The sequence below is a fragment of the Listeria rocourtiae subsp. hofi genome, from assembly GCF_963575615.1.
Taxonomy (GTDB): Bacteria; Bacillota; Bacilli; order Lactobacillales; family Listeriaceae; genus Listeria_A; species Listeria_A hofi.
The window spans coordinates 21,367-41,578 of sequence record NZ_CAUYTL010000006.1 but is presented as its reverse complement, the minus strand read 5'-3'; the positions used below and the strand labels follow the sequence as shown (position 1 = coordinate 41,578).

General features: G+C 42.8%; 19 protein-coding genes. 2 read left to right on the top strand and 17 right to left on the bottom strand.

What is annotated here, in order from left to right:
- Positions 1-10 precede the first annotated feature (10 nt).
- The 3 genes from xylA to R8925_RS04675 all read right to left on the bottom strand — a co-directional run bounded on the left by xylA (position 11) and on the right by R8925_RS04675 (position 3,249).
- Complete coding sequence (xylA, locus tag R8925_RS04685) at positions 11-1,318, bottom strand: xylose isomerase (RefSeq protein WP_430534751.1); 1,308 nt, start codon at positions 1,316-1,318, stop codon at positions 11-13.
- A gap of 134 nt (positions 1,319-1,452) precedes the next feature.
- Entirely contained in the window at positions 1,453-2,805 is a 1,353-nt protein-coding gene (locus R8925_RS04680) for an MATE family efflux transporter (RefSeq protein WP_430534750.1), read from the bottom strand.
- Positions 2,806-3,249, bottom strand: coding sequence for a MarR family winged helix-turn-helix transcriptional regulator (locus R8925_RS04675; protein WP_430534749.1), 444 nt, complete (start codon positions 3,247-3,249; stop codon positions 2,806-2,808).
- A gap of 141 nt (positions 3,250-3,390) precedes the next feature.
- Between R8925_RS04675 and R8925_RS04670 the strand changes: the two genes are divergently transcribed.
- On the top strand, positions 3,391-4,269 hold the full coding sequence (locus tag R8925_RS04670; RefSeq protein WP_430534748.1) for a helix-turn-helix domain-containing protein: 879 nt from the start codon (positions 3,391-3,393) through the stop codon (positions 4,267-4,269).
- Between the two features lie 83 nt (positions 4,270-4,352).
- Here R8925_RS04670 and ahpF read toward each other — a convergent pair whose 3' ends face one another.
- From ahpF to R8925_RS04640, 6 genes are all read right to left on the bottom strand, one after another.
- Positions 4,353-5,882, bottom strand: coding sequence for an alkyl hydroperoxide reductase subunit F (gene ahpF, locus R8925_RS04665; protein WP_430534747.1), 1,530 nt, complete (start codon positions 5,880-5,882; stop codon positions 4,353-4,355).
- 2 nt (positions 5,883-5,884) lie between these two features.
- Positions 5,885-6,448 (bottom strand): alkyl hydroperoxide reductase subunit C, encoded by a 564-nt coding sequence (gene ahpC / locus R8925_RS04660; RefSeq protein WP_430534746.1) that lies wholly within the window; start codon positions 6,446-6,448, stop codon positions 5,885-5,887.
- A 263-nt stretch (positions 6,449-6,711) separates the two neighbouring features.
- Positions 6,712-7,107 carry a DUF1398 domain-containing protein gene (locus R8925_RS04655; RefSeq protein WP_430534745.1) on the bottom strand — a complete coding sequence of 132 codons (396 nt, stop codon included), beginning with the start codon at positions 7,105-7,107 and terminating at the stop codon, positions 6,712-6,714.
- Between the two features lie 12 nt (positions 7,108-7,119).
- Positions 7,120-8,286 carry a DHHW family protein gene (locus tag R8925_RS04650; RefSeq protein ID WP_430534744.1) on the bottom strand — a complete coding sequence of 389 codons (1,167 nt, stop codon included), beginning with the start codon at positions 8,284-8,286 and terminating at the stop codon, positions 7,120-7,122.
- Positions 8,287-8,304: 18 nt separating this feature from the next.
- Positions 8,305-9,729: an MBOAT family O-acyltransferase gene (locus tag R8925_RS04645; protein ID WP_430534743.1), complete on the bottom strand. Its 1,425-nt coding sequence runs from the start codon at positions 9,727-9,729 to the stop codon at positions 8,305-8,307.
- 86 nt (positions 9,730-9,815) lie between these two features.
- Complete coding sequence (locus tag R8925_RS04640; protein WP_430534742.1) at positions 9,816-10,406, bottom strand: LysE family transporter; 591 nt, start codon at positions 10,404-10,406, stop codon at positions 9,816-9,818.
- A gap of 116 nt (positions 10,407-10,522) precedes the next feature.
- Here R8925_RS04640 and R8925_RS04635 point away from each other — a divergent pair, with 116 nt between their 5' ends.
- Positions 10,523-11,077 (top strand): helix-turn-helix domain-containing protein, encoded by a 555-nt coding sequence (locus R8925_RS04635; protein ID WP_430534741.1) that lies wholly within the window; start codon positions 10,523-10,525, stop codon positions 11,075-11,077.
- A 54-nt stretch (positions 11,078-11,131) separates the two neighbouring features.
- On the opposite strand, the gene pgmB is transcribed toward R8925_RS04635, so the two are convergent.
- The 8 genes from pgmB to R8925_RS04595 form a co-directional block, all read right to left on the bottom strand.
- Positions 11,132-11,791, bottom strand: coding sequence for a beta-phosphoglucomutase (gene pgmB / locus R8925_RS04630; RefSeq protein WP_430534740.1), 660 nt, complete (start codon positions 11,789-11,791; stop codon positions 11,132-11,134).
- A complete protein-coding gene (locus R8925_RS04625; protein ID WP_430534739.1) occupies positions 11,788-12,906 on the bottom strand; it encodes a glycerate kinase in 1,119 nt (372 codons plus the stop codon). Before R8925_RS04625 ends, pgmB begins: the two co-directional genes overlap by 4 nt.
- A 20-nt stretch (positions 12,907-12,926) precedes the next feature.
- Positions 12,927-15,119 (bottom strand): glycoside hydrolase family 65 protein, encoded by a 2,193-nt coding sequence (locus R8925_RS04620; protein WP_430534738.1) that lies wholly within the window; start codon positions 15,117-15,119, stop codon positions 12,927-12,929.
- On the bottom strand, positions 15,116-16,150 hold the full coding sequence (locus R8925_RS04615) for a Gfo/Idh/MocA family protein (RefSeq protein WP_430534737.1): 1,035 nt from the start codon (positions 16,148-16,150) through the stop codon (positions 15,116-15,118). The genes R8925_RS04620 and R8925_RS04615 overlap by 4 nt, the downstream gene beginning before the upstream one ends.
- Positions 16,151-16,206: 56 nt before the next feature.
- The gene (locus R8925_RS04610; RefSeq protein ID WP_430534736.1) at positions 16,207-16,998 is read right to left on the bottom strand and encodes a sugar phosphate isomerase/epimerase family protein; all 792 of its coding nucleotides are present in this window, start codon (positions 16,996-16,998) and stop codon (positions 16,207-16,209) included.
- A 17-nt stretch (positions 16,999-17,015) separates the two neighbouring features.
- Positions 17,016-18,068, bottom strand: a complete 1,053-nt coding sequence (locus R8925_RS04605) for a zinc-dependent alcohol dehydrogenase (protein ID WP_430534735.1) — start codon at positions 18,066-18,068, stop codon at positions 17,016-17,018.
- 410 nt (positions 18,069-18,478) lie between these two features.
- A complete protein-coding gene (locus tag R8925_RS04600; RefSeq protein WP_430534734.1) occupies positions 18,479-19,330 on the bottom strand; it encodes a carbohydrate ABC transporter permease in 852 nt (283 codons plus the stop codon).
- A complete protein-coding gene (locus R8925_RS04595; protein ID WP_036068959.1) occupies positions 19,317-20,198 on the bottom strand; it encodes a carbohydrate ABC transporter permease in 882 nt (293 codons plus the stop codon). Before R8925_RS04595 ends, R8925_RS04600 begins: the two co-directional genes overlap by 14 nt.
- Between the last annotated feature and the right edge of the window lie 14 nt (positions 20,199-20,212).

Below are 20,212 nucleotides of genomic sequence, written 5' to 3'. Positions count from 1 at the left end.
GCCCACCTTCTTAGAATAAAAAGTCGTTCAAGCGCGATTTCACAAATTCCAAACGCGTTGAAGTATTTGTAATTTGATCGTTCTCCATCGCATACTTGCTAAGCGAATGAAAATCCATTTTGCCAGCCACAATATCCGCGCCTACGCCCGTTTTAAAACTAGCATAACGATCCGCCACCAAATTATCCAAGAAGCCAGCCTCCTTCATACGAGCCGCCGCTTTCAAACCTCGCGCAAACGTATCCATCCCAGCAATATGCGCCAAGAACAAATCATCCATCTCAAACGAAGCCCGTCGCACTTTTGCGTCAAAATTCACGCCACCACGACCAATTCCGCCATTTTCCAAAATCTGATGCATTGCAAGCGTCACCGCGTATAAATCCGTAGGGAACTCATCTGTATCCCAACCAAGCAACAAATCGCCTTGATTCGCGTCAATCGACCCCAGAGCCCCGTAACAACGCGCCACATTTAGCTCATGATCAAACGTATGTCCCGCAAGCGTTGCATGATTCGCTTCCAAATTCAGCTTGAAATCCTTCGCTAAATCATATTTTTGCAAGAAAGCCATCGTTGTCGCTGCATCAAAATCATACTGATGCTTCGAAGGCTCTTTCGGTTTTGGCTCAATCAAAAACTGTGCATCAAAGCCAATTTCACGTGCATAATCTTTCGCCATGTGGAAGAAACGCGCAATATTGTCTTGCTCCAAGCCCATATCCGTATTAAGTAACGACTCGTAGCCCTCACGTCCGCCCCAGAACACATAGTTTTCTCCACCGAGTTCCTTTCCAACTTCAAGCGCTTTCTTCACTTGCGCCGCAGCATAAGCAAACACATCCGCATTACTCGTTGACGCCGCACCATGCACATAACGAGGATTCGAAAACATATTCGCCGTGTTCCAAAGCAATTTCACACCTGTTGCCTCTTGTTGCTCCTTCAATAATTTCACAATCACATCTTGATTCTTAAACGACTCAGCCAAGCTCTTCCCTTCAGGCGCAATATCCACATCGTGAAAACAGTAAAAAGGTACGCCAAGCTTCGTGAAGAACTCAAACCCAGCTTCCACTCGGTTTTTTGCCGTCTCCAAAGGGTCATTCGTCAACCATGTCCGCTTGTTCGTTTCCATACCAAACGGATCAGAGCCATCCTGCGTCAACGTATGCCAATAAGCAACTGCAAAACGCAAATGCTCCTTCATCGGCTTCCCTAAAACAACCTCATCTGCATTATAATGTCTAAAAGCGAACGGATTATCCGATGCTGCACCTTCAAATTCAATTTTATTCACATTTGGAAAATAGCTCATATTTTTCTTCCTCCTCAAGTTGGTTAGTTTTACAAACAAACTATATAAACACCATATTAGTGCAACATCCCATCTTTGTCAAGCGCTTTCATCCAAATAGAAAAGGAGCCCACTAAAAGCAAGGCCCCTTCTTTTTAAACCATTTCTGGATTTTTAAACAATCCGCGCCACGTTCGTAGCATAATAATCAAACATACTGTAAACGCACCAACATCTGCAAGTGGGAAGGCATACCAAACCCCATCCAAGCCCCAGAAACTAGGCAAAACGAGGAGTAACGGAATTAAGCAGATAATCTGCCGCATTAGCGAAATCACAAATGAAATCCGTGCCCTTCCAAGCGCTTGGTACAATCCGCCACAAACAATCTGAAAACCAATCGTCGGAGCTGCTAACAAGACAACTTGTACTGCATGAGCTCCATCTTTTAGTAATTGTTTATCATCCGTAAAGACGCTGACCAACAAATCGGGAAATAACTCGACAACAGCAAAAGCAACGACAGACATCACGGTTGCTGCAACAATCGATAGCTTCACCGCTTTTATCACACGCTTATATTCCCGCGCGCCGTAGTTGAAGCCCACAATTGGCTGCATCCCCTGTGTCACACCATTAATCGGCATAATCATGAATGATGCGATTCTATTTGCCACGCCATAAGCCGCAATCGCCATCGTCCCACCGTGTATATTGAGCATCCAGTTCACAGATATCGATACAATACTTCCCGCCGACATCATAATAAACGATGGAAATCCAATCGCCATAATACTTCCCGATAGCTTCCAATCGATATGGAATCGAAATCCTTTTAACGTTAGTGAACTTTTCCCTGATAGGAAGTAGATAAGCAGCCAAACCGCGCCAACTGCCTGCGCTATCAACGTTGCAAAAGCGGAACCACGAATTCCCATGTCTAGACCCATAATAAAAATCGGATTCAAAATCATATTTAAAACTGCTGAAATAATCATTGTCAGCATCGCAATTTTAGCATTTCCCTCTGAACGAACAATGTTATTCATCGCCATCGCAAACGTTTGGAAAACTGAACCTAGCAACAAAATTTGCAAGAAATCTTTCGCATACTGATGGATTTCTGGCGTTGCACCAAACATTGTCACAAGCGGATCAAGGAAAATAAACGTGATAATCGCCAGCACAAAACTCGAAATGACGACCAACCAAATGACCTGATGATACACACGATTTGCTTCTTCGCCCTTTCCAGCACCAAGAGCTCGCGAAATAATCGATGCGCCCCCGATTCCGAACATTGCTGCCATCGCCATCATAATCATCTGCACTGGAAATGCGATCGAAAGCGCCGCAACCCCGAGTGATCCAACGCCTCGTGCTACGAAAATCGTATCGACAATGTTATACATGCCCATCACGAACATTCCGATAAATGCAGGAACTGACAAGCGCCACATCAAAGAACCAATTTTATCTTCACCTAGCCGTTTACTTTGCTCCTTCATCTACTCATCCGCCTTCTCATAATTTTGCGCATTGTCCGCCATTCGAAGTAACAACTGCAATAACTTCTCCCGCTCCTCTTCTGAAAAACCCTTTGTCAAAATCCCAGACCAATCCATCATTGTTTCCTCAATAAAAGGCTGCACCGCCTTCCCTTTTTCCGTCAAGTAAACCCGATGTTTTCGTTTATCTTGCTGGTTCACTTCCCGGCGAATCATGCCCAGCTCCTCCAAGCGCTGAATATGTCTTGCCACATTCGCCTTATCAACCATAAAACGCTTCACAATCTCATCCTGCGACAAACCGTCATGATGATAAAGCGTTGTAATGTAACGTAATTGCCCAACTCCTAAGCCATATTCCTTCAATCGATTTAATTTAAATGTATTTCCACATCGATTCACAATGGACATCGATTTTGCGATAATTTCATATTTTTTTGCCATCATTCGCCTCTTCTCTAACCTTTAAATGGTTGCGACATCAACTATACTCATTATAGCGAATAAAGACACGTCCCGCAATCAAATTTGACTTTATCAAGCAGTTTTGACACAATAAATAGAGTAGAAAGCGAGGTTAACATAATGTTGATAAAAAAACTAAAAGAGCGCTATCCCGACCTTACATATTCCGAAAAACCGTTAAAAATAAATACAACACACCTCTTCTTTTATGAAAATCCTTACTATTTCGCGATTCCTAAGAAAACGCTAACACCAGAAGAGCAAGCCTTATTGCAAAGTCTTTTCCAAGCACCCGCTCCGATTTTCAAAAACGAACAATTAACAGAATGGCACACTTTATTATTCACACAAGAAAATATCATAATCCATCCAGAAAACCATTCTTTCCGCATCATTCAATTCCAAATTCAGTCCACATCACTCTCAAAAAAAATACTACTCGAATGGCAAAAGGCACTGGTTAGCTTTTTCGCACAAGACACAGAGCTAATTATGCTCACCGAAGATTATGGCATCTTGATTGAGAAAATAGCCGGTTCTCTACTTGGCGAAGATGAGCTTGACGCTATCGCAACAACGCTAGAAAGTGATTTTTATATCCAAGTACACTTTTTTATGGGCTTATTCCACGAAAAAAATGCCTTACTTCGCGACCTATTCGCTGAAGAACAACGCCTATTCCGTCAAAGTTCTAACCAACTCGTCCAAACCGTCGAATCCAATTGCTTACCAATGATAGCAGCACAGTTGACCAGCAGTTTATTAGCTCAGGAAATCAGTCGGCTTTTTGAGAAAGATGAGACGTGGAAGCCACTCATCAAAGCGCTCTGGGAGAATCAGGGCAATTTGAGCATGACCGCAAAAGCTTTATTCATGCACCGAAACACGATTCAATACCGCATCGACAAATTTCAAGAATTAACAAACCTCTCCCTTCGAAAAACAGATGGCTTATTGTTCGCTTACTTGAGCTGTCTTCTTTTTGAAACAACAGAGTAACAAAAATAAGCAAGATATCACGAATCCTGTTTTTCGAGTAGGATGTGAATCTTGCTTATAATCGAGCACTTCTCGCCGATTTTTTAATTACGTATCATGTAGTCGAATGCACCAAGAGCCGCAGTGGCACCTGATCCCATCGAAATAATGATTTGCTTATAAGCGCTATCTGTGCAATCTCCAGCTGCGAATACACCTGGGACACTTGTCTCACCGTGCTTATTAATTAGAATTTCGCCCATTTTGTTGCGCTCTAAAGTACCTTCAAGAAATTCTGTATTCGGAACTAAGCCGATTAAAATGAACACGCCTTCTACATCAATATGAACCTCTTCTGCCGTATCGCGATTCACATATGTAATGCCATTCACTTTATCTTGCCCCGTAATTTCTTTTGTCTGCACATTTTTAAGTACGGTAACATTCGGCAATGAATACAAACGCTCTTGCAAAACTTGATCTGCTTTTAATTCAGGCATAAACTCGAGTACAGTCACGTGCTTTGTTGTCCCCGCAAGGTCAATCGCCGCCTCAATACCGGAGTTCCCGCCGCCAATAACCGCCACGTTCTTCCCTTCAAAAAGCGGGCCATCACAGTGCGGACAATACGCTACACCTTTGTTCTTAAATTCTTGCTCACCTGGAACGCCAACATTTCGCCATCTTGCTCCGGTTGAAATAATCGCGGTTTTAGTCGTTAAAACTGCACCATTTTCAAGTGTTACTTCCACATTTTCTTTCTTTTCAATGCTTTTCGCGCGAACTTGCTTCATCACATCAACATTATATTCATGCACATGTTCTTCAATTTGTGCTACAAGTTTCGGACCTTCTGTATACTTTGTCCCAATGACGTTTTCAATACTTAAAGTCTCTAAAACTTGTCCTCCGAAAGTATCCGCAACAACCCCAGTCCGAACACCTTTTCTCGCTGCATAAATCGCTGCACTAGCACCCGCGGGCCCTGCTCCAATAACAAGAACATCGAATGGATCTTTATTTTCAAATTCCGAAGCATCTGCTGCCCCAACAATTTTCTCAATGATTTCATCAATCGTCATCCGGCCACTACCAAACAGTTCACCATTCACAAAAACTGTTGGAACTGCCATAATATTTCGCGCTTCAATTTCATCCTTGAAACTTCCGCCTTCAATCATCGTATGCGAAATATTAGGATTCAGCACACTCATGATGTTAAGCGCTTGTACAACGTCTGGACAATTATGACACGTCAAACTGATATATGACTCAAATTGTAGCGACTGACTGATATTCTTAATCTTGGTAACAACCTTATCATCAATCTTCGGTGCTCGACCACTCACTTGCAGTAAAGCTAAAATGAATGATGTAAACTCCTCACCGAGCGGAATACCGGCAAAAACAATACCACAATCTTCATTTTCACGTTCCACACTAAAACTTGGTGTTTTCGCAAGTGAACCGTGCTCTAAACGAATTTTTGGTGACATAGCTGCAATTTCTTCTACAAACTCAAGTAACTTTTGCGAGCTCTCATCTGTTGCGACACTCACTCTTAGAACAATATTTTGTTCAAGCAATTCCAGATAGCCAGCAAGCTGTTCCTTGATTCCTTGATCTAATGCCATTTTTAAATCTTACCTACTAAATCTAGGCTTGGCTTCAGTGTGTCTGCGCCTTCTTTCCATTTTGCAGGACAAACTTCACCTGGATTGTTACGCACGTATTGCGCAGCACGTATTTTATCGACTAAAGTACTAGCGTCGCGACCAATACCATCAGCATTAATTTCAACCATTTGAACAACACCATCTGGATCAAGAATAAAAGTTCCACGATTAGCTAGCCCTTCCACTTCATCTAAAACGTCAAAAGCACGCGAAATATTGTGTGATGGATCACCAATCATAATATATTCAATTTTACCAATTGCGTCTGACGCATCATGCCATGCTTTATGTGTGAAATGTGTGTCTGTTGAAACGGAATAAACCTCAACACCTAAGTCTTGTAGTGTTTTATATTGATCTTGCAAATCCTCTAATTCAGTCGGACAAACGAATGTGAAATCGGCTGGATAAAAGCAAACAACACTCCATTTTCCTTTAAAATTGTCCGATGAAACGTCAATAAAGTTACCTTGATGGAACGCTTTCGCTGCAAATTCCTCAATTTCTTTCCCGATTAATGACATTTTATGTACCTCCTTGGATTTTTATATGTGAATTACCACACTTAGAATTATCATATTTTTTTAGATGAATGTCAAGAGTTAATTGGAATATATCCTATTTTAAAATGAGTACAAATTAGTTATTTTTGCTTTATTTATTGATGTAAAGTCTTTTGGTTACCAATTTGAATTATCACTTAAATCACTATTTTATCGTTTACTTACAAAACAAGCAGGAAATCACGGAAACCCATGAATCCTGCTTTAACTAAGAAATATATATTTTATTGCGCAGTCGGTATCGGTTCCTGCAACAAAACAGTTCCCGCGCTATCTCGATACGTTACCACCATTTCAGCTAAATCTGAATGCCAAACCGAAACGCCTGCCAAACCTGCCAACTCACAAAATTGCTCGAAGTCAATTTTTCCTGATTGGGCTTGCTTTACGGCTTCTTTTATTGCAGTTATTGAAGATTCCGAAGCAATATTTTTTGGCACACCGTTTAATTGTGCTTCGACTTTCGTTCCCTCTTCGTCCCAGAAAACATACATACCTGTTTTCACTAGATAATCATATTTTACAACGCCAGCATCTTTAAATCCTTGTACAACCTTTGGGAAATCCCCAGCATTTTCTTCACTTGTCGCAACTTGCATAATAGTTTCCTGTGTTAACAAAAGCTTCCTCTCCTATTCGAACGTTGTCAGTTGCGGTGTTGCATAAATCGAATTATTATTGAAAAACAACAACGCCTGATTAATATCGTATTTTTTCACGTATGCTTGTATATCTAGATTCTTGTAATAGCGCAAATCGAGCACATATACATTGGCATAATACGGGGCAATAAATTGGATAAACGCATTTGCATAAGAATCCTTAAAAATTAGTAGATTTTTCTGCGTCAGCGGGTTGGGTGTCTTGATATGAAGTTCTGGATAATCCGTTCCAATATAAGCCGTATAACGATTCGCGTACACTGCTGGGTCTGTCAATCGACTCATCACGTATAGTGAATCACGCTTTTCCTTAATAACATCTAACTTATACGGTGCACTCAAATTCTTCTGTTCTGCAACCATTACCTGATCCGACTTAGACACAAGAGAGGACGTTGTTTTCCGAGCATCAGACCCGTAAAATGGCAAACCCTCCAATTTCCAAGTCCAGTCATCTATCGTCAATTGCTTCACATCAGGATTCATCGCTTTTGTGACTTTTTCCGAAGCTAAGAATGCCGCCTTAGCCTGCCAATGGTGATCCGTATAGAAAAACATGTTTTTTTCGTTCTTATTCTTATAAAGTATTTTTGAAACATCGATATTTTGCACGTATTGCTTATCAATAAGCGGCATCAAACCCTCGTAGCCTTCACGTCCAAAGCTTGGATAATATGTCGGGAATTTGTCCTCAAACACCGTTGACTTATTCGGAACAAGTACCAAGCTTGTTGTAACTCCTTGCTTTTGCAACAACTTCCCAACGTTATTCACACGCGCCGCAATTTTGTCTGCATCAGCTTTCGTGTATTGTTCTACTTTTGTCAGTAAATAGCCATCTGGTGCCACATATACATCTTTATATACATCTTGCCCAAGTGCCATTTGATTAACGCGCATATTGAGCTCTGTAAACGCATCACGACGCGGGAACTGATCATTGAAGAAGACATCCCAACTTCGCATATATTGACCGCTTTGCACTACTTCTGCACTGAATTCAGGCTCCTGTGCTAAATTACGACTCTCCAAAATTGATACTTGGTTTTTCCCAGCAAACAGATAGAAGAAAAAGACTCCGAAAATAAAGAGTAGAAATCCAGCCGATAGTAAAAGATTAAATAGTTTTTTATTCACAGTTATTCTCCTAACGTTTTAAAATCTGAAATAAATGAATGGATTGAAAGTCGAGCCGACAACGAGCGCCACAGAGTAGATGAATATGAAAGCCATAACAGCAAGTGTTGCCACGTCTTTTGTCATATGAAGTACGCGATGACTTTGCATAAACGTTAATAATTTCTCACTCGCAAAAAAGTTTTTCACGAGTGGCGTACATGCAATGATCGCAACAATTAAAACAATGGCATATTCATGCATATAGTACGTTGCGCGTGCATCCCAGAATACACCGGAACCGAACATCGAGCCGAGGTAACTCCAAATATCACTCACGTTGTCGATTCGGAATAAGAGCCAGCCAAAGATGATGACAATTAAAGCATACACGTGTTGTAGCGCTGCCGGAACTTTCAGCAAAGCTTTGCCTAAAAATGCTTTTTCGAGCATAATGAACAGTCCATAATAAGCACCCCAAAGCAGGAAGTTCCAACTCGCACCATGCCAAATCCCTGTTGCCAGCCAAACAATCGCCAAATTTCGATAGACTTTAATAGGAGAAACACGATTTCCACCTAGCGGAATGTAAAGATAATCTTTAAACCATGTCCCAAGCGAGATATGCCATCTGCGCCAAAATTCGGATACTGATTTTGCTATATATGGGTAGTTAAAGTTTTCGAGGAATTTAAAGCCAAACATCCGACCAAGACCAATCGCCATATCGGAATAACCCGAGAAATCAAAGAAAATTTGAAGCGAGTAAAAAATAAGACCAATCCAAGCGGTTCCAACCGACAAACCGCCACCCTGACTTTGAAAAATCTGATCTGCGACAAGCCCACAGTTATTTGCGATAAACATCTTCTTCGCCAACCCGATAATAAAGCGCTTGACTCCGCTTGCAAACAAATTGATGTCAACCTTTCGATTCTCAATCTGATCAGCAACCGTCTGATAGCGCACAATAGGTCCAGCCACAAGTTGTGGGAATAATGATATGTATAGCGCAATATTCAGCGGATTCTTCTGTACGCGTCCATCGCCACGGTAAACATCCATCACGTAACTTATCCCTTGGAACGTATAGAATGAAATCCCAAGTGGTAATGCAATCGCTGTCCATTCAAAATTCGATCCGAAAAACGTCTCAATATTGAATACAACAAAGTTTGCATATTTGAAAATTCCTAAAATCACTAAATTCCCGATAATCATCAATGTGATGACTAACTTTCCATGCTTCCCTTCCCTCTTCGCCTTGTCCGCGAGTAGTCCGAACACGTAATTGAGTAAAATAGAAAGTAACATCACATAAATAAATTTCGGCTCACCCCACGCATAAAAAAATAAGCTGGCTAATAGCAGCATAATATTTTTTAATTTTTTGGGCGTGATTAGATAGATAGCTAAAACAAGTGGTAAAAATACAAATAAAAATGTCGTCGTACTGAATAGCATGCCCTTTTCTCCCTTTTCTTGAAGTTTTTGAATTCTGCATATCCTATTCATTTTACTACGACAAGCACCAAAAAACAACACACATGTTATATCAAAATCGAGGTTGCACAATATGCGAGCAAGAGTGCCATCACAATGTTTAGTCCTCGCTTATGCTCAACAAATATCCTGCTAAAAATTGAACCAAACATCGCCCAACAACACGTCCCAGAAAAACCGACAACCGTCAAAATCAAAATAAACAGAGAGATTTGCCAAAAACCACTGAAATAAGGCAAAACAAGCGTTGAAAAAGTTGTAACTCCATATAAAATCACCTTTACGTTCACAAATTGCATGACCATACCCGTAAAGAAACAATTCGGTTCCAAGCACACTTTTTTGGTATTAGAACTCTTTGGTTTATCTCGCAAAATCGTCCAAGCCAACCATAAAATGTACGCAGCTCCAATTAAACGCATAAATGGCTCGATTGTCGGTATAAAATCATATAAAGCCGCGCTAAAAATAGCTGAAGCTAACACAATAACAAAAAAACCAGCCAAAACTCCCAAACAGAACCTAAAACTCTTTTTAAAACCATCATTACTCGCATTTGACATCGCCATAATGTTATTAGGCCCTGGTGTATAAGCTGTCAAAAATATATAAGATAAAAACGCCGCAATATTAAACATATTCTTTACCTTCCTTTCTCCGGATGATATAATACACAAAAAGGATATTATAACGTTTATACAGTATACAATACATTACGTGCGTTATATTGTCAATGTGAAAGAAGGACAAAATAGTGGATAATATTAGTGCTGTAGTCTCAGAAAATTTGAAATTAGCTCGACAAAAAAAACGCCTCAGCCTCGATGAACTCGCGAAACTAACTGGTGTCAGTAAGAGTATGCTTGGACAAATCGAACGCGGAGACGTTAACCCGACGATATCAACTTTATGGAAAATCGCGAATGGCTTGAAAGTTTCTTTTACAGAACTAGTAACGAAACCAAAAATAGATTATGAAGTAATTGACCGTAAAACTCGTGAACCGCTCATTGCTGATGATGGGAAATGCCGTAATTATCCGATGTTTACTTTTGATAGCGAACGTCGCTTTGAGACATACTATTTGGAGATTGACCCGGATGGACGTCTTGAATCAACGCCTCATCCAGATGGGACAGAAGAATTTATTAATGTATTTTCAGGGGAACTTGTTATTACGACAAACGGAGAAGCGTTGAGAGCTAAAGATGGTGACTCGATTCGTTTCAAGGCGGATCAAGAGCACGTATACACGAACGCAAGCGAAGAAATTTGCCGGCTAAGTATGATTATCTATTATCCAAGCTAAACAGAAAAGTAGCGTGAAATTCGGTTTTGAGTTGCACCGAATTTCACGCTACTTTTAAATTTGAAATACTTTTTGAATCAATGCGAGTGACAATTTGGACGTATCACTCACTAATTCATCCGTTCCGACAAGCCCAGTTCCAACGCCAATCGCTTTCATACCAGCGGATTTAATAGCCTCAACACCAGCCTGTGCATCCTCAATTCCAACCGCATTCGCTGGCTCTACATCGAGTCCAGCCGCAGCTACAAGGAATATTTCCGGATCAGGTTTGGAATGCGTAATTTTCGCAGCATCAGCTAGGTAATCGAAATTATCCGTCAAACCAAGCGCCGAAAGAACCATTGGTGCATTTTTCGAAACGGATGCCAGGGCAATTTTAAGGCCTGCCGAACGAATCGCTTCTAGCAAAGACTCAATTCCCGGTAAAATATCCGCGGGAGATAAATCTTTCAATAGCTCCACATAATGTGCGTTTTTCTTAGCCGCCAGCTCCTCTTTTTGCTCCAATGTAAAGTCATTTTCGCGACCACCTTTTGCCAGAATCAAATCAAGCGAGTCCATCCGACTAATCCCTTTTAGCGTCTCATTGAATGCTTCATCGATTTCAATATCAACATCAGCCGCCAACTGTTTCCACGCTAAATAATGAAAATGCGCGCTATCTGTAATCACACCATCCAAATCAAAAATAACTGCTTCTAACTGTTTCACCGTATTCTCCCCTTCAGCAAGACTGCCACATTACGTGCCGTCCGCTCAATATTTTCACGCGTTTTAGGCAAAATTTCAGCAAGCGTTCCAGCCGTCGCAATCGTTGGGAAAACCGCATCTATTTTTGAATAAACCGCTTCAATCCCATCTCCAATGCTACCACAAATGCCAATCACTACCGCATTCTCAGGCGCACAATTTGCAACACCAATCGGCGCTTTCCCAAAAATCGTCTGACCATCCATTCGACCTTCGCCAACCAGAATAACATCCGCATCTGCGCAAACTTCCTTCATCTTTAATTCCCGCAAAACAAGTTCAATGCCCGGCTCAAATTCAGCGCCAGTAAATAACATCAAGCCAGCGCCCATTCCACCACCAGCACCGCTTCCTGGCAACTTGCGCACATCCTTCTCAAAAATCGAATAAAAACCTTGCATCGCGTTATCAATACTCGGAATTGCGTCTTGTGCCAATCCTTTTTGCGGCCCGAAAATAGCAGCCGCACCATTGTCACCACATAGCGGATTTTCCACATCAGCCGCAATCCGAATCACCGTGTCATCAAGACGAGAATCCAAATCCGTCAGCGAAACTGAACTGATCGCGCTTAAGTTAGCGCCAGTCGGAGTCACCGCCTCGCCTCGCAAATTATAAAAGCGCGCGCCAAGTGCCGAAGCCATGCCAATCCCGCCATCATGGGAAGCACTTCCGCCAACCCCAATTATGATTTCCCGAACTCCCACGTCAAGCGCATGCCGAATCAATTCACCAACACCCGCCGTACTCACCGCTAACGGATCACGTTTTGCAAGCGGCACCAAATGTAGCCCACACGCCTCCGCCATCTCAATAAACGCCCGTGTCCGATCCGCACTAAATGCCATTTTCGCTGTTACCAATTCGCCAAGTGGCCCAGTCACACGCACTTCCTCCATCACACCATCAGAGGCATCTGCAAGAATTGCAATCGTTCCTTCTCCGCCATCGCCCACCGGCAAAAGCTGATACTCCGCGTCCGGAAATACATCCGCGAATCCCACTCGAATCGCTTCGGCAACCTCCTGCGCCGTTAAACTTTCCTTATATGAATCTGGGGCAATGACTATTTTCATGAATGCTCTTCCTTCCAAATTTAGATTTCTAGTCCTGTCGTCATACGGTGCTTTTCACCAAAAACATGTATCTCAATTGGTGCTGACGTTTGTTTCGTTACGCGAATGGCATCCTGTTCCAATACTATTTCTAAACGCTCCCCGTGCCATACAAATGAAAATGCCAAGCGCTTCCATCCAGCTGGTAACCGTGGATTCAAATGCAGTGCACCATCCGAGATTGCGACACCACCAAAGCCAAATATCGTGGACAACCAAATCGCACCAAGCGACGCCGCATGTAAACCTTCGTCCGAGCCGCCCGGAGCTGCCTCAAGGTCAATTCGGCACGCCTCTTCAAAGAAACGATACGCCTTTTCCTGCTGACCAACTCGATTCGCCACAATCGCATGAATCGCCTTACTCAGCGAAGAATCATGAATCGTGTGCTCCTCATAATAGTCCAAATTCCGCGCCACAATGTCCTCTGAAAACAGATTCGGCAGTAAATACAACAACATCACCACATCCGCCTGCTTCAAAATCTGCATCTCATTCACTTCTGCCCGCGAATAATCTAGCAGAATCGCCTGTGAGCCTTGCCGCGCCTTATATTCCGACAAATCAATTTCTGGTTTACCCAAAAACGTATCATCTTGAGGAATCAACTTCGATGCGTCCGGTTGCGGCAAATAAATTTTTCGTAAAAACGCCTCGCATAAATCATAAAACGCTGTATGCTTCTGACCATATTTCGCCATAAAGCGCAACGTCTGATACACGTTTTCATGCGCCAAATAATTCGTGTAAGCATTATTATCCACATGCTCCGTATATTCGTCGGGACCGATTACATCTAATATAACATATTTCCCGTTTTTTAACACAGCTCTACTCAACCAAAAGCGCGCCGTTTCCTGCAACATTTGTAAGCCATCATGCTCCATAAACATTTCATCTTGACTCGCCTCGTAGTAATTAACCACAGCATGAGCTACATCCGCCACAATATGATGTTCAGCAAGAGCTGATGCCACTTTTTGACGCTTCCCAGTACGGACGTTAATCGCTGCAAATTCAGGCGTCTCTTCCTCGCCACTAAATGCGCTCTCCCAAGGAAACAAAGCCCCTTGATAGCCGTTTTTCTCAGCCTTTTCACGCGCCTGTTCCAAATGAAGGTAGCGATAACGCAGCAATTTCCGTACTTTTTCCGGGTGATTATACAAATGAAACGGTGCAATAAAAATCTCTGTATCCCAGAACACATGCCCCTTGTAGCCTTCACCAGTCAAACCTTTTGCACCAACGCTAAAACGTTCATCATGAGACGGTGTCATCGCTTCCAAATGATACGCCGAAAAATCAAGCGCTAACTGGTCAAATGCGCTTTCCGATGTCACCTCAACGCGGTAATCCCGCCAAAACTCCTGCCAAACATCGCGTGACTCCGCTAGAGCTTCCTCATATCCCTTCGCCTCACGTATGTCACCAAGTCCAAATTCAGCCGGATTTTCCGTCTCTAAACTCGTGGCGATAACGCTTACCTTTTCCAATATAAACGGCTCATTTTCCGCCAACTTTTGATTCACCGTCACAAGCAACTGCCGATTCTTCGCTGTAAAACTTCCCGGCGCACTAATCATCGATGTCACCGCTACATCATGTCCACTTTGCGTTGTCACATAATCGCCCTGCATCCACGTCTCACTAAATACCCGAAGCGAGCGCTCTACCAAATGCTGCGTTCCAAAATTCGTCTGCTGCCCATCAATCCCCGTCCGAATTCGCACATCTGCGTCCCCAGAAAGGCTCGTAATCTCTACCTTCGCATACACTCTATGTAATTCCTTCTTACTTACAAAGCGCTTAAAACAAAGTCCGAAACGTTTCCCATTCGGATGCTCCCAAATCAATTCACGGTTTATCTCACCCGTTTCCAAATCAAATACCCGCTGAAAATCTAGAACCTTCCCACGATGCATCGAAAAATTCACATTCTCAATCTCGAGCTCAAACCGCGTCACATCAGGCAAATTAACCAAATCTGAGCTCACTTGCCCTTGCGCTTTATTATAAACTCCCGCCACAAACATACCACGCGTTTGCTCAGGATAATCCTCTTCAAATCCAGCACGGACGCCCATATAGCCGTTTCCCGTTGTCATCAAACTCGCATAAGTATCAAAGTAATGCGGGTTTACTTTATTTTCCCTTAACACACTAACTCTACTCATAAATATACACTCTCACCTTTTTCCGCCGATTCGTAAATCGCCTCAATCAAACGCTGAACTTGATAACCCTGTTCCGCATCAGCCACCATTACATCCGCACCAAGTACCCGATCTACAAATGCTTGCATACTTTTTGCATGTCGTTCCTCATCCGCCGTCTCCTTCTTCAAAATCGTAACCAACTCGCCAGCCCGATCCGTGTAAATCTCTGCCGGAAACAGCGTCGCCCCAGCCTCATCACCAAAAAATTCGACATTCAACACAGCTTTGTCTTTCATCTGCAATACAAACGAAGTCTCCAACTGTAGCAAGCCACCATTTTCAAATTCAATAAACGCAAAAACTGCGTCCTCGACATCATATTTTGTCGGATCCCAAGTTCCAAATGTACCTTCCGACTTCTTTGTCCCAATTTTTTGAAACATTTTAGCAGTCACTTTCTTAACTTGTGGGAAATCAAGCACGTACATCGCCGCGTCTAACATATGAATCCCAATGTCAATCAATGGCCCACCACCTTGCAACGCCTTATTCGTAAACGATCCCCAACCTGGAACGCCAGAACGACGTAACGCTTTTGCTTTCGTCATATAAACTTCGCCCAGCACGCCATCTGCATACGCCTGCTTCACTTCACGCATATCTGTCGCAAACCGATGATGGAAATCATACGCCAAAACAAGATGCTTCTCCACCGCCAAATCACGCATTTCTTTTGCCTCATTTGCCGTCATCGCAGGCGGTTTCTCACACATAACCGCAACACCGTGCGACAAAGCTAACATCACATTATCAAAATGAAACCGATTCGGCGTACAAATACTCACCATATCAGGCTTCTCAACTTCAAACATTGTTGTTGCATCTGTGTAACTTCGCGCAAACCCATTCTGTTCCGCAAAACCCCGCGCACGCTCAGCATCTGGGTCCACAACCGCGACTAACTCTAATTCCTGTGTTCGCGTTTTATAGTATGCCGCATGCACCTTCTCGGCCACTTGCCCCGCGCCAATAATCGCAACTTTCTTCACACCCTAGTCCCCCTTTAAACACTGCCCCTAAATTAAATTCAGAGGCAGCACACTATTTATCTACATTTTTTTAAATGTTCCAATGCATCTCGATACGCTTTTTCTGGATTTTCCGCACGAACACGGCATTCAAACGTCAAGAACCCGTCATATCCATCCGCCTTCAACTGATCGAAATGCTTTTTAAAATCAAGTGATCCACTGCCTGGCTGATAACGATGATTATCCGCCACATGCACATGCTCCACTAAATCACGATTTGCATGAAGCGCCTCAGAAATCCCGTCCTCTTCAATGTTCATATGATAAAAGTCCGCGATAATTTTCACATGTTTCAAGTCATTTTTCTCAATATAGCGACGCGCATCGCCCAGCAAATTAATCATGTGATCCTGATAACGATTCAGCGGCTCCAAGAAAATCGTCGTACCAGTCTCTGCTGCAACACTGTCCAAATAAACTAGCGAATCACTAACCGCTTTAAAATCGCCAGCTTCCGAACGCGGCGAAACCATTGGTGGCAAACGATACGTGAACATTCCCCAAGCAGCCGGTACTACAATCCCCTTTCCGCCAACTTCTTGCAACGCCTCTAAAATTAATTTGATTTCCTGCAAACCACGCAAGCGACGTTCTTCGATGAAATCACCAATCCAGCCATCATAGCCACCACACGCTGTCGAAACCGGAATCCCTGTCGCTGCAATTGCCGCTTTGACTTCCGCTACATTTTCGACCAGCAGTTTTCCATCAATTTCGAACCCTTCAAATCCCATTTCCTTCACATATTCGAACTTCTCCATAATGCCCTCTGGAAAAAATGCCTGATTCTGCGTCCCAATCTTCATAACTGTTTCCGTCTCCTTTAAAATTCGATTCCCATCTTAATACTCAAATCTGGATTTTGATCCACATACTTCATATACGCCTGCGCACTTTCATCCAAGCTCACAATTGGATCAATCAAATCCTCACAATCAAGATATCCGTTCATCAAAAGTTCCCAACACGTCTCCTCAATACGCTTCCGATTCCAACGCGGATAATCCGGATTCGGCTCACTAGACGCACGTGCAAAAACAATTTTGGCATTATTAAAATGTGCTTCACGTCCCAAATTAAATCCATCCGGAAACGGCTTTGCAAACGCCACATATGAAATAGTTCCACCGTACGCAATCCCGCGGAGCGCCGCCTCAAGCGCCTGTGAATTCCCACTTGTTTCAATGATTGAATCCGCGCCAAGTTTGCCAGTCAATTTCTTCACCTCAAACCCGACATCCGTTCCAATAGGATTAAAACAAGCATCAGCGCCATGACGCATTGCAATTTCACGACGATGTTCCAGAGGATCGACACCAATCACGATACTCGCCCCAGCCTTCTTCGCCAGCTGAATCGCGATTTGCCCAATTGCACCTAGGCCAACAACCACGACATAATCACCCGCTCGCACATGCGCCTCACGCACACCACTCATTGCGAACTGCGCCGGATCATAACAAACCGCATTTTTCCAACTAGCACCCGCCGGCATTTTCCGAAGTTTATAATTATCGACAGCCTTCACAATAACCGTCTCCATAATCGGCCCATACGAGCAAACCATGTCACCAATCGCATACTCCGTCACATCAGAACCAATTTCGACAATCTCACCGACGACCATATTCCCAAGCTGAAACTCGCCGAACACAATCCCACGCGCCGAACCCTCCGCACGCGGCATAAACATGTTCCACTCCTCATTAAACTCCTCATCAATAAACGGACTCACACCACGAAAATCAACAACCTCCGTACCATGCTTAGGCGACGCAAACTTCACTTTAATCCGCGCCTCATCCTTCGCCAACGCACGATCCTCATATTCCACCAAATCCGCAACCCGCGGCTCCGTAGCAATTAATTTCTTCATCAAACTAAACTTCCTTTCCGACTTCCAAATATATCCTCTTTTTCTCAATTAAGTGACCCACCCTAACGCCTAAACACGCCATCAGAGTGACAAAAGTGAATACCAGACACAGAACGCACTAATTTCTTCACCAAACGGGCACTTCCAACACCTGGCACTTCCGTGCCTCCAAACACGCCGTCAGAGCGACGAGAAGCTTTTAGCTTCTAGGCAAAAGTGAATACCAGACACAGAACGCACTAATCTCTTCACCAAACGGGCACTTCCGTGCCTCCAAACATGCCGTCAGAGCGACGAGAAGCTTTTAGCTTCTAGGCAAAAGTGAGTACCAGCCGCGGAGCGTACTTGCGTACGTGAGCACTGGAACGGAACTTTTAACGACGAAGATGAACGCTTCTCGTCGCTCTGACCTAGCCTTTGACGCCGCCGTCGGTGAGATTCCCCTTAATGAATCGTTCTGACAAAGCGTACATGATAACGACTGGCAATGCCGTCACAAGAGATGCTGCCATCATGCGACCCCAAATGTAATCTGGTGTACTAAACAGTGTGTTCAGACCAATAGGTAGTGTAAATAGTTCTGAGTCCGATAGGAAAATCGATGCAAACAGATAGTCATTCCAAGCTACCATGAAACAGTACACAAATACAGAGACAATTCCTGAAATCGCAAGTGGTACAATTATTCGCAAAATAATTTGCATTCGATTCAAACCATCCATCATTGCTGCTTCTTCGATATCGACTGGGATTGTATCGAAATAACTGATTAACATAAAGATTGCTGTTGGTAATGTCTGCACAACCATTGTAATAATAAGCGCTGTTCTTGTGTCATACAAGCCAACACTAGAAATAATTTTAAACAATGGAACGATTAACAGAATTCCTGAGAACATATAGACTGTATAGAAACTCGCATTGATCGTTGTACGTGCCCTAAAACGTAATTTTGATAGGGCATATGCGCCTAAAATCCCTAAGACAACTGCGACTCCTGCAGCAATTAGAGCTACAATGAAACTATTTTTGAAATACGTTAAGAATGGGAAGATATCTGGATTAAAGATATCTAAATAATGCTGGAACGTCCATTCTTTAGGGAAAAAAGTTGGCGTTGTGGAAATTGCCTCTTTTGGACTCTTAAACGATGTCATCATCATAATCAAGAATGGAAACAGCGTGAACAAGAGAAATAACACTAAACTCACATAAAAGACTATTTTCTTTGTCCGTTTTGCTTTTTTACTACTTACTGCCATTTAAATTCACTCGCTTTCTTGTAACCATGATGACCACAAAGATGATGACAAATAGAACTACTGAAATTGCTGATGCTTTACCTAAGTCATTGAATGCAAAGGCTGTTTGATACAAGTAAACCCCAAGAATATTGACCTTGTTTGTCAGTAAGTATACATCGGTAAACATGTAGAACATCCAAATGGCACGCAATGTCACAACTGTCGCCAAAACTGGCATGATTGCAGGTAATGTTACAATTTTGAATTTGTCCCAAACGCTTGCTCCGTCCATGTCAGCCGCTTCATAAAGCGATTTATCCACTGTTTGTAGAATAGCTAGGAATGAAATGAAGGCATATGGGAAGTAGCGCCAAATCGCGAATAGTACGACTAGGATGAAACTTGAAACGGGATTATCAAACCATAGTGGTGCATCTTTCCATAGATGCAAAATATCGCCGCCTACGAAATTAATCACGCCGTAACTATTGTTGAACATGTATTTCCAAGCAAAAATCAATGAAATCGACGGCGTTACGTATGACAAGATAATAAGTGAACGCGCCGTTTTCCGGAATCTGAACTCCCGGTTGAAGAAAATCGCAACCAGAAGCCCCATTCCTGTACTACCAATAACTACCAAAATTGTATAACCAAACGTTAACGCCAATGATTTATAGAATTCGGCATCTGTTAAAATATCAATATAGTTTTGCAACCCAATAAAAGTAGAGTCTAAATTCGGATTAAGCGGTAACTCTAAAAAGCTAATTTGAATGTTAGAAATCATCGGATACGCCACTAACACAAGTAATAAGAGGATACTAGGCGACAGCAGTGCCAACGCCATTTTGGCATCCGATCGTTTATATGCTTTTGTTTTCATAGTGCCTCCTTATT

Bases quoted from the DNA above. Each gene is read 5' to 3' on its own strand.
- xylA (WP_430534751.1), bottom strand. From the start codon at position 1,318: ATGAGCTATTTTCCAAATGTGAATAAAATTGAATTTGAAGGTGCAGCA.
- R8925_RS04640 (WP_430534742.1), bottom strand. From the start codon at position 10,406: ATGTTTAATATTGCGGCGTTTTTATCTTATATATTTTTGACAGCTTAT.
- ahpF (WP_430534747.1), bottom strand. From the start codon at position 5,882: ATGGCATTAGATCAAGGAATCAAGGAACAGCTTGCTGGCTATCTGGAA.
- ahpC (WP_430534746.1), bottom strand. From the start codon at position 6,448: ATGTCATTAATCGGGAAAGAAATTGAGGAATTTGCAGCGAAAGCGTTC.
- R8925_RS04595 (WP_036068959.1), bottom strand. From the start codon at position 20,198: ATGAAAACAAAAGCATATAAACGATCGGATGCCAAAATGGCGTTGGCA.
- R8925_RS04610 (WP_430534736.1), bottom strand. From the start codon at position 16,998: ATGAAGATTGGGACGCAGAATCAGGCATTTTTTCCAGAGGGCATTATG.
- R8925_RS04620 (WP_430534738.1), bottom strand. From the start codon at position 15,119: ATGAGTAGAGTTAGTGTGTTAAGGGAAAATAAAGTAAACCCGCATTAC.
- R8925_RS04680 (WP_430534750.1), bottom strand. From the start codon at position 2,805: ATGAAGGAGCAAAGTAAACGGCTAGGTGAAGATAAAATTGGTTCTTTG.
- R8925_RS04605 (WP_430534735.1), bottom strand. From the start codon at position 18,068: ATGAAGAAATTAATTGCTACGGAGCCGCGGGTTGCGGATTTGGTGGAA.
- R8925_RS04600 (WP_430534734.1), bottom strand. From the start codon at position 19,330: ATGGCAGTAAGTAGTAAAAAAGCAAAACGGACAAAGAAAATAGTCTTT.
- R8925_RS04645 (WP_430534743.1), bottom strand. From the start codon at position 9,729: ATGCTATTCAGTACGACGACATTTTTATTTGTATTTTTACCACTTGTT.
- R8925_RS04675 (WP_430534749.1), bottom strand. From the start codon at position 3,249: ATGGCAAAAAAATATGAAATTATCGCAAAATCGATGTCCATTGTGAAT.
- R8925_RS04670 (WP_430534748.1), top strand. From the start codon at position 3,391: ATGTTGATAAAAAAACTAAAAGAGCGCTATCCCGACCTTACATATTCC.
- R8925_RS04625 (WP_430534739.1), bottom strand. From the start codon at position 12,906: ATGAAAATAGTCATTGCCCCAGATTCATATAAGGAAAGTTTAACGGCG.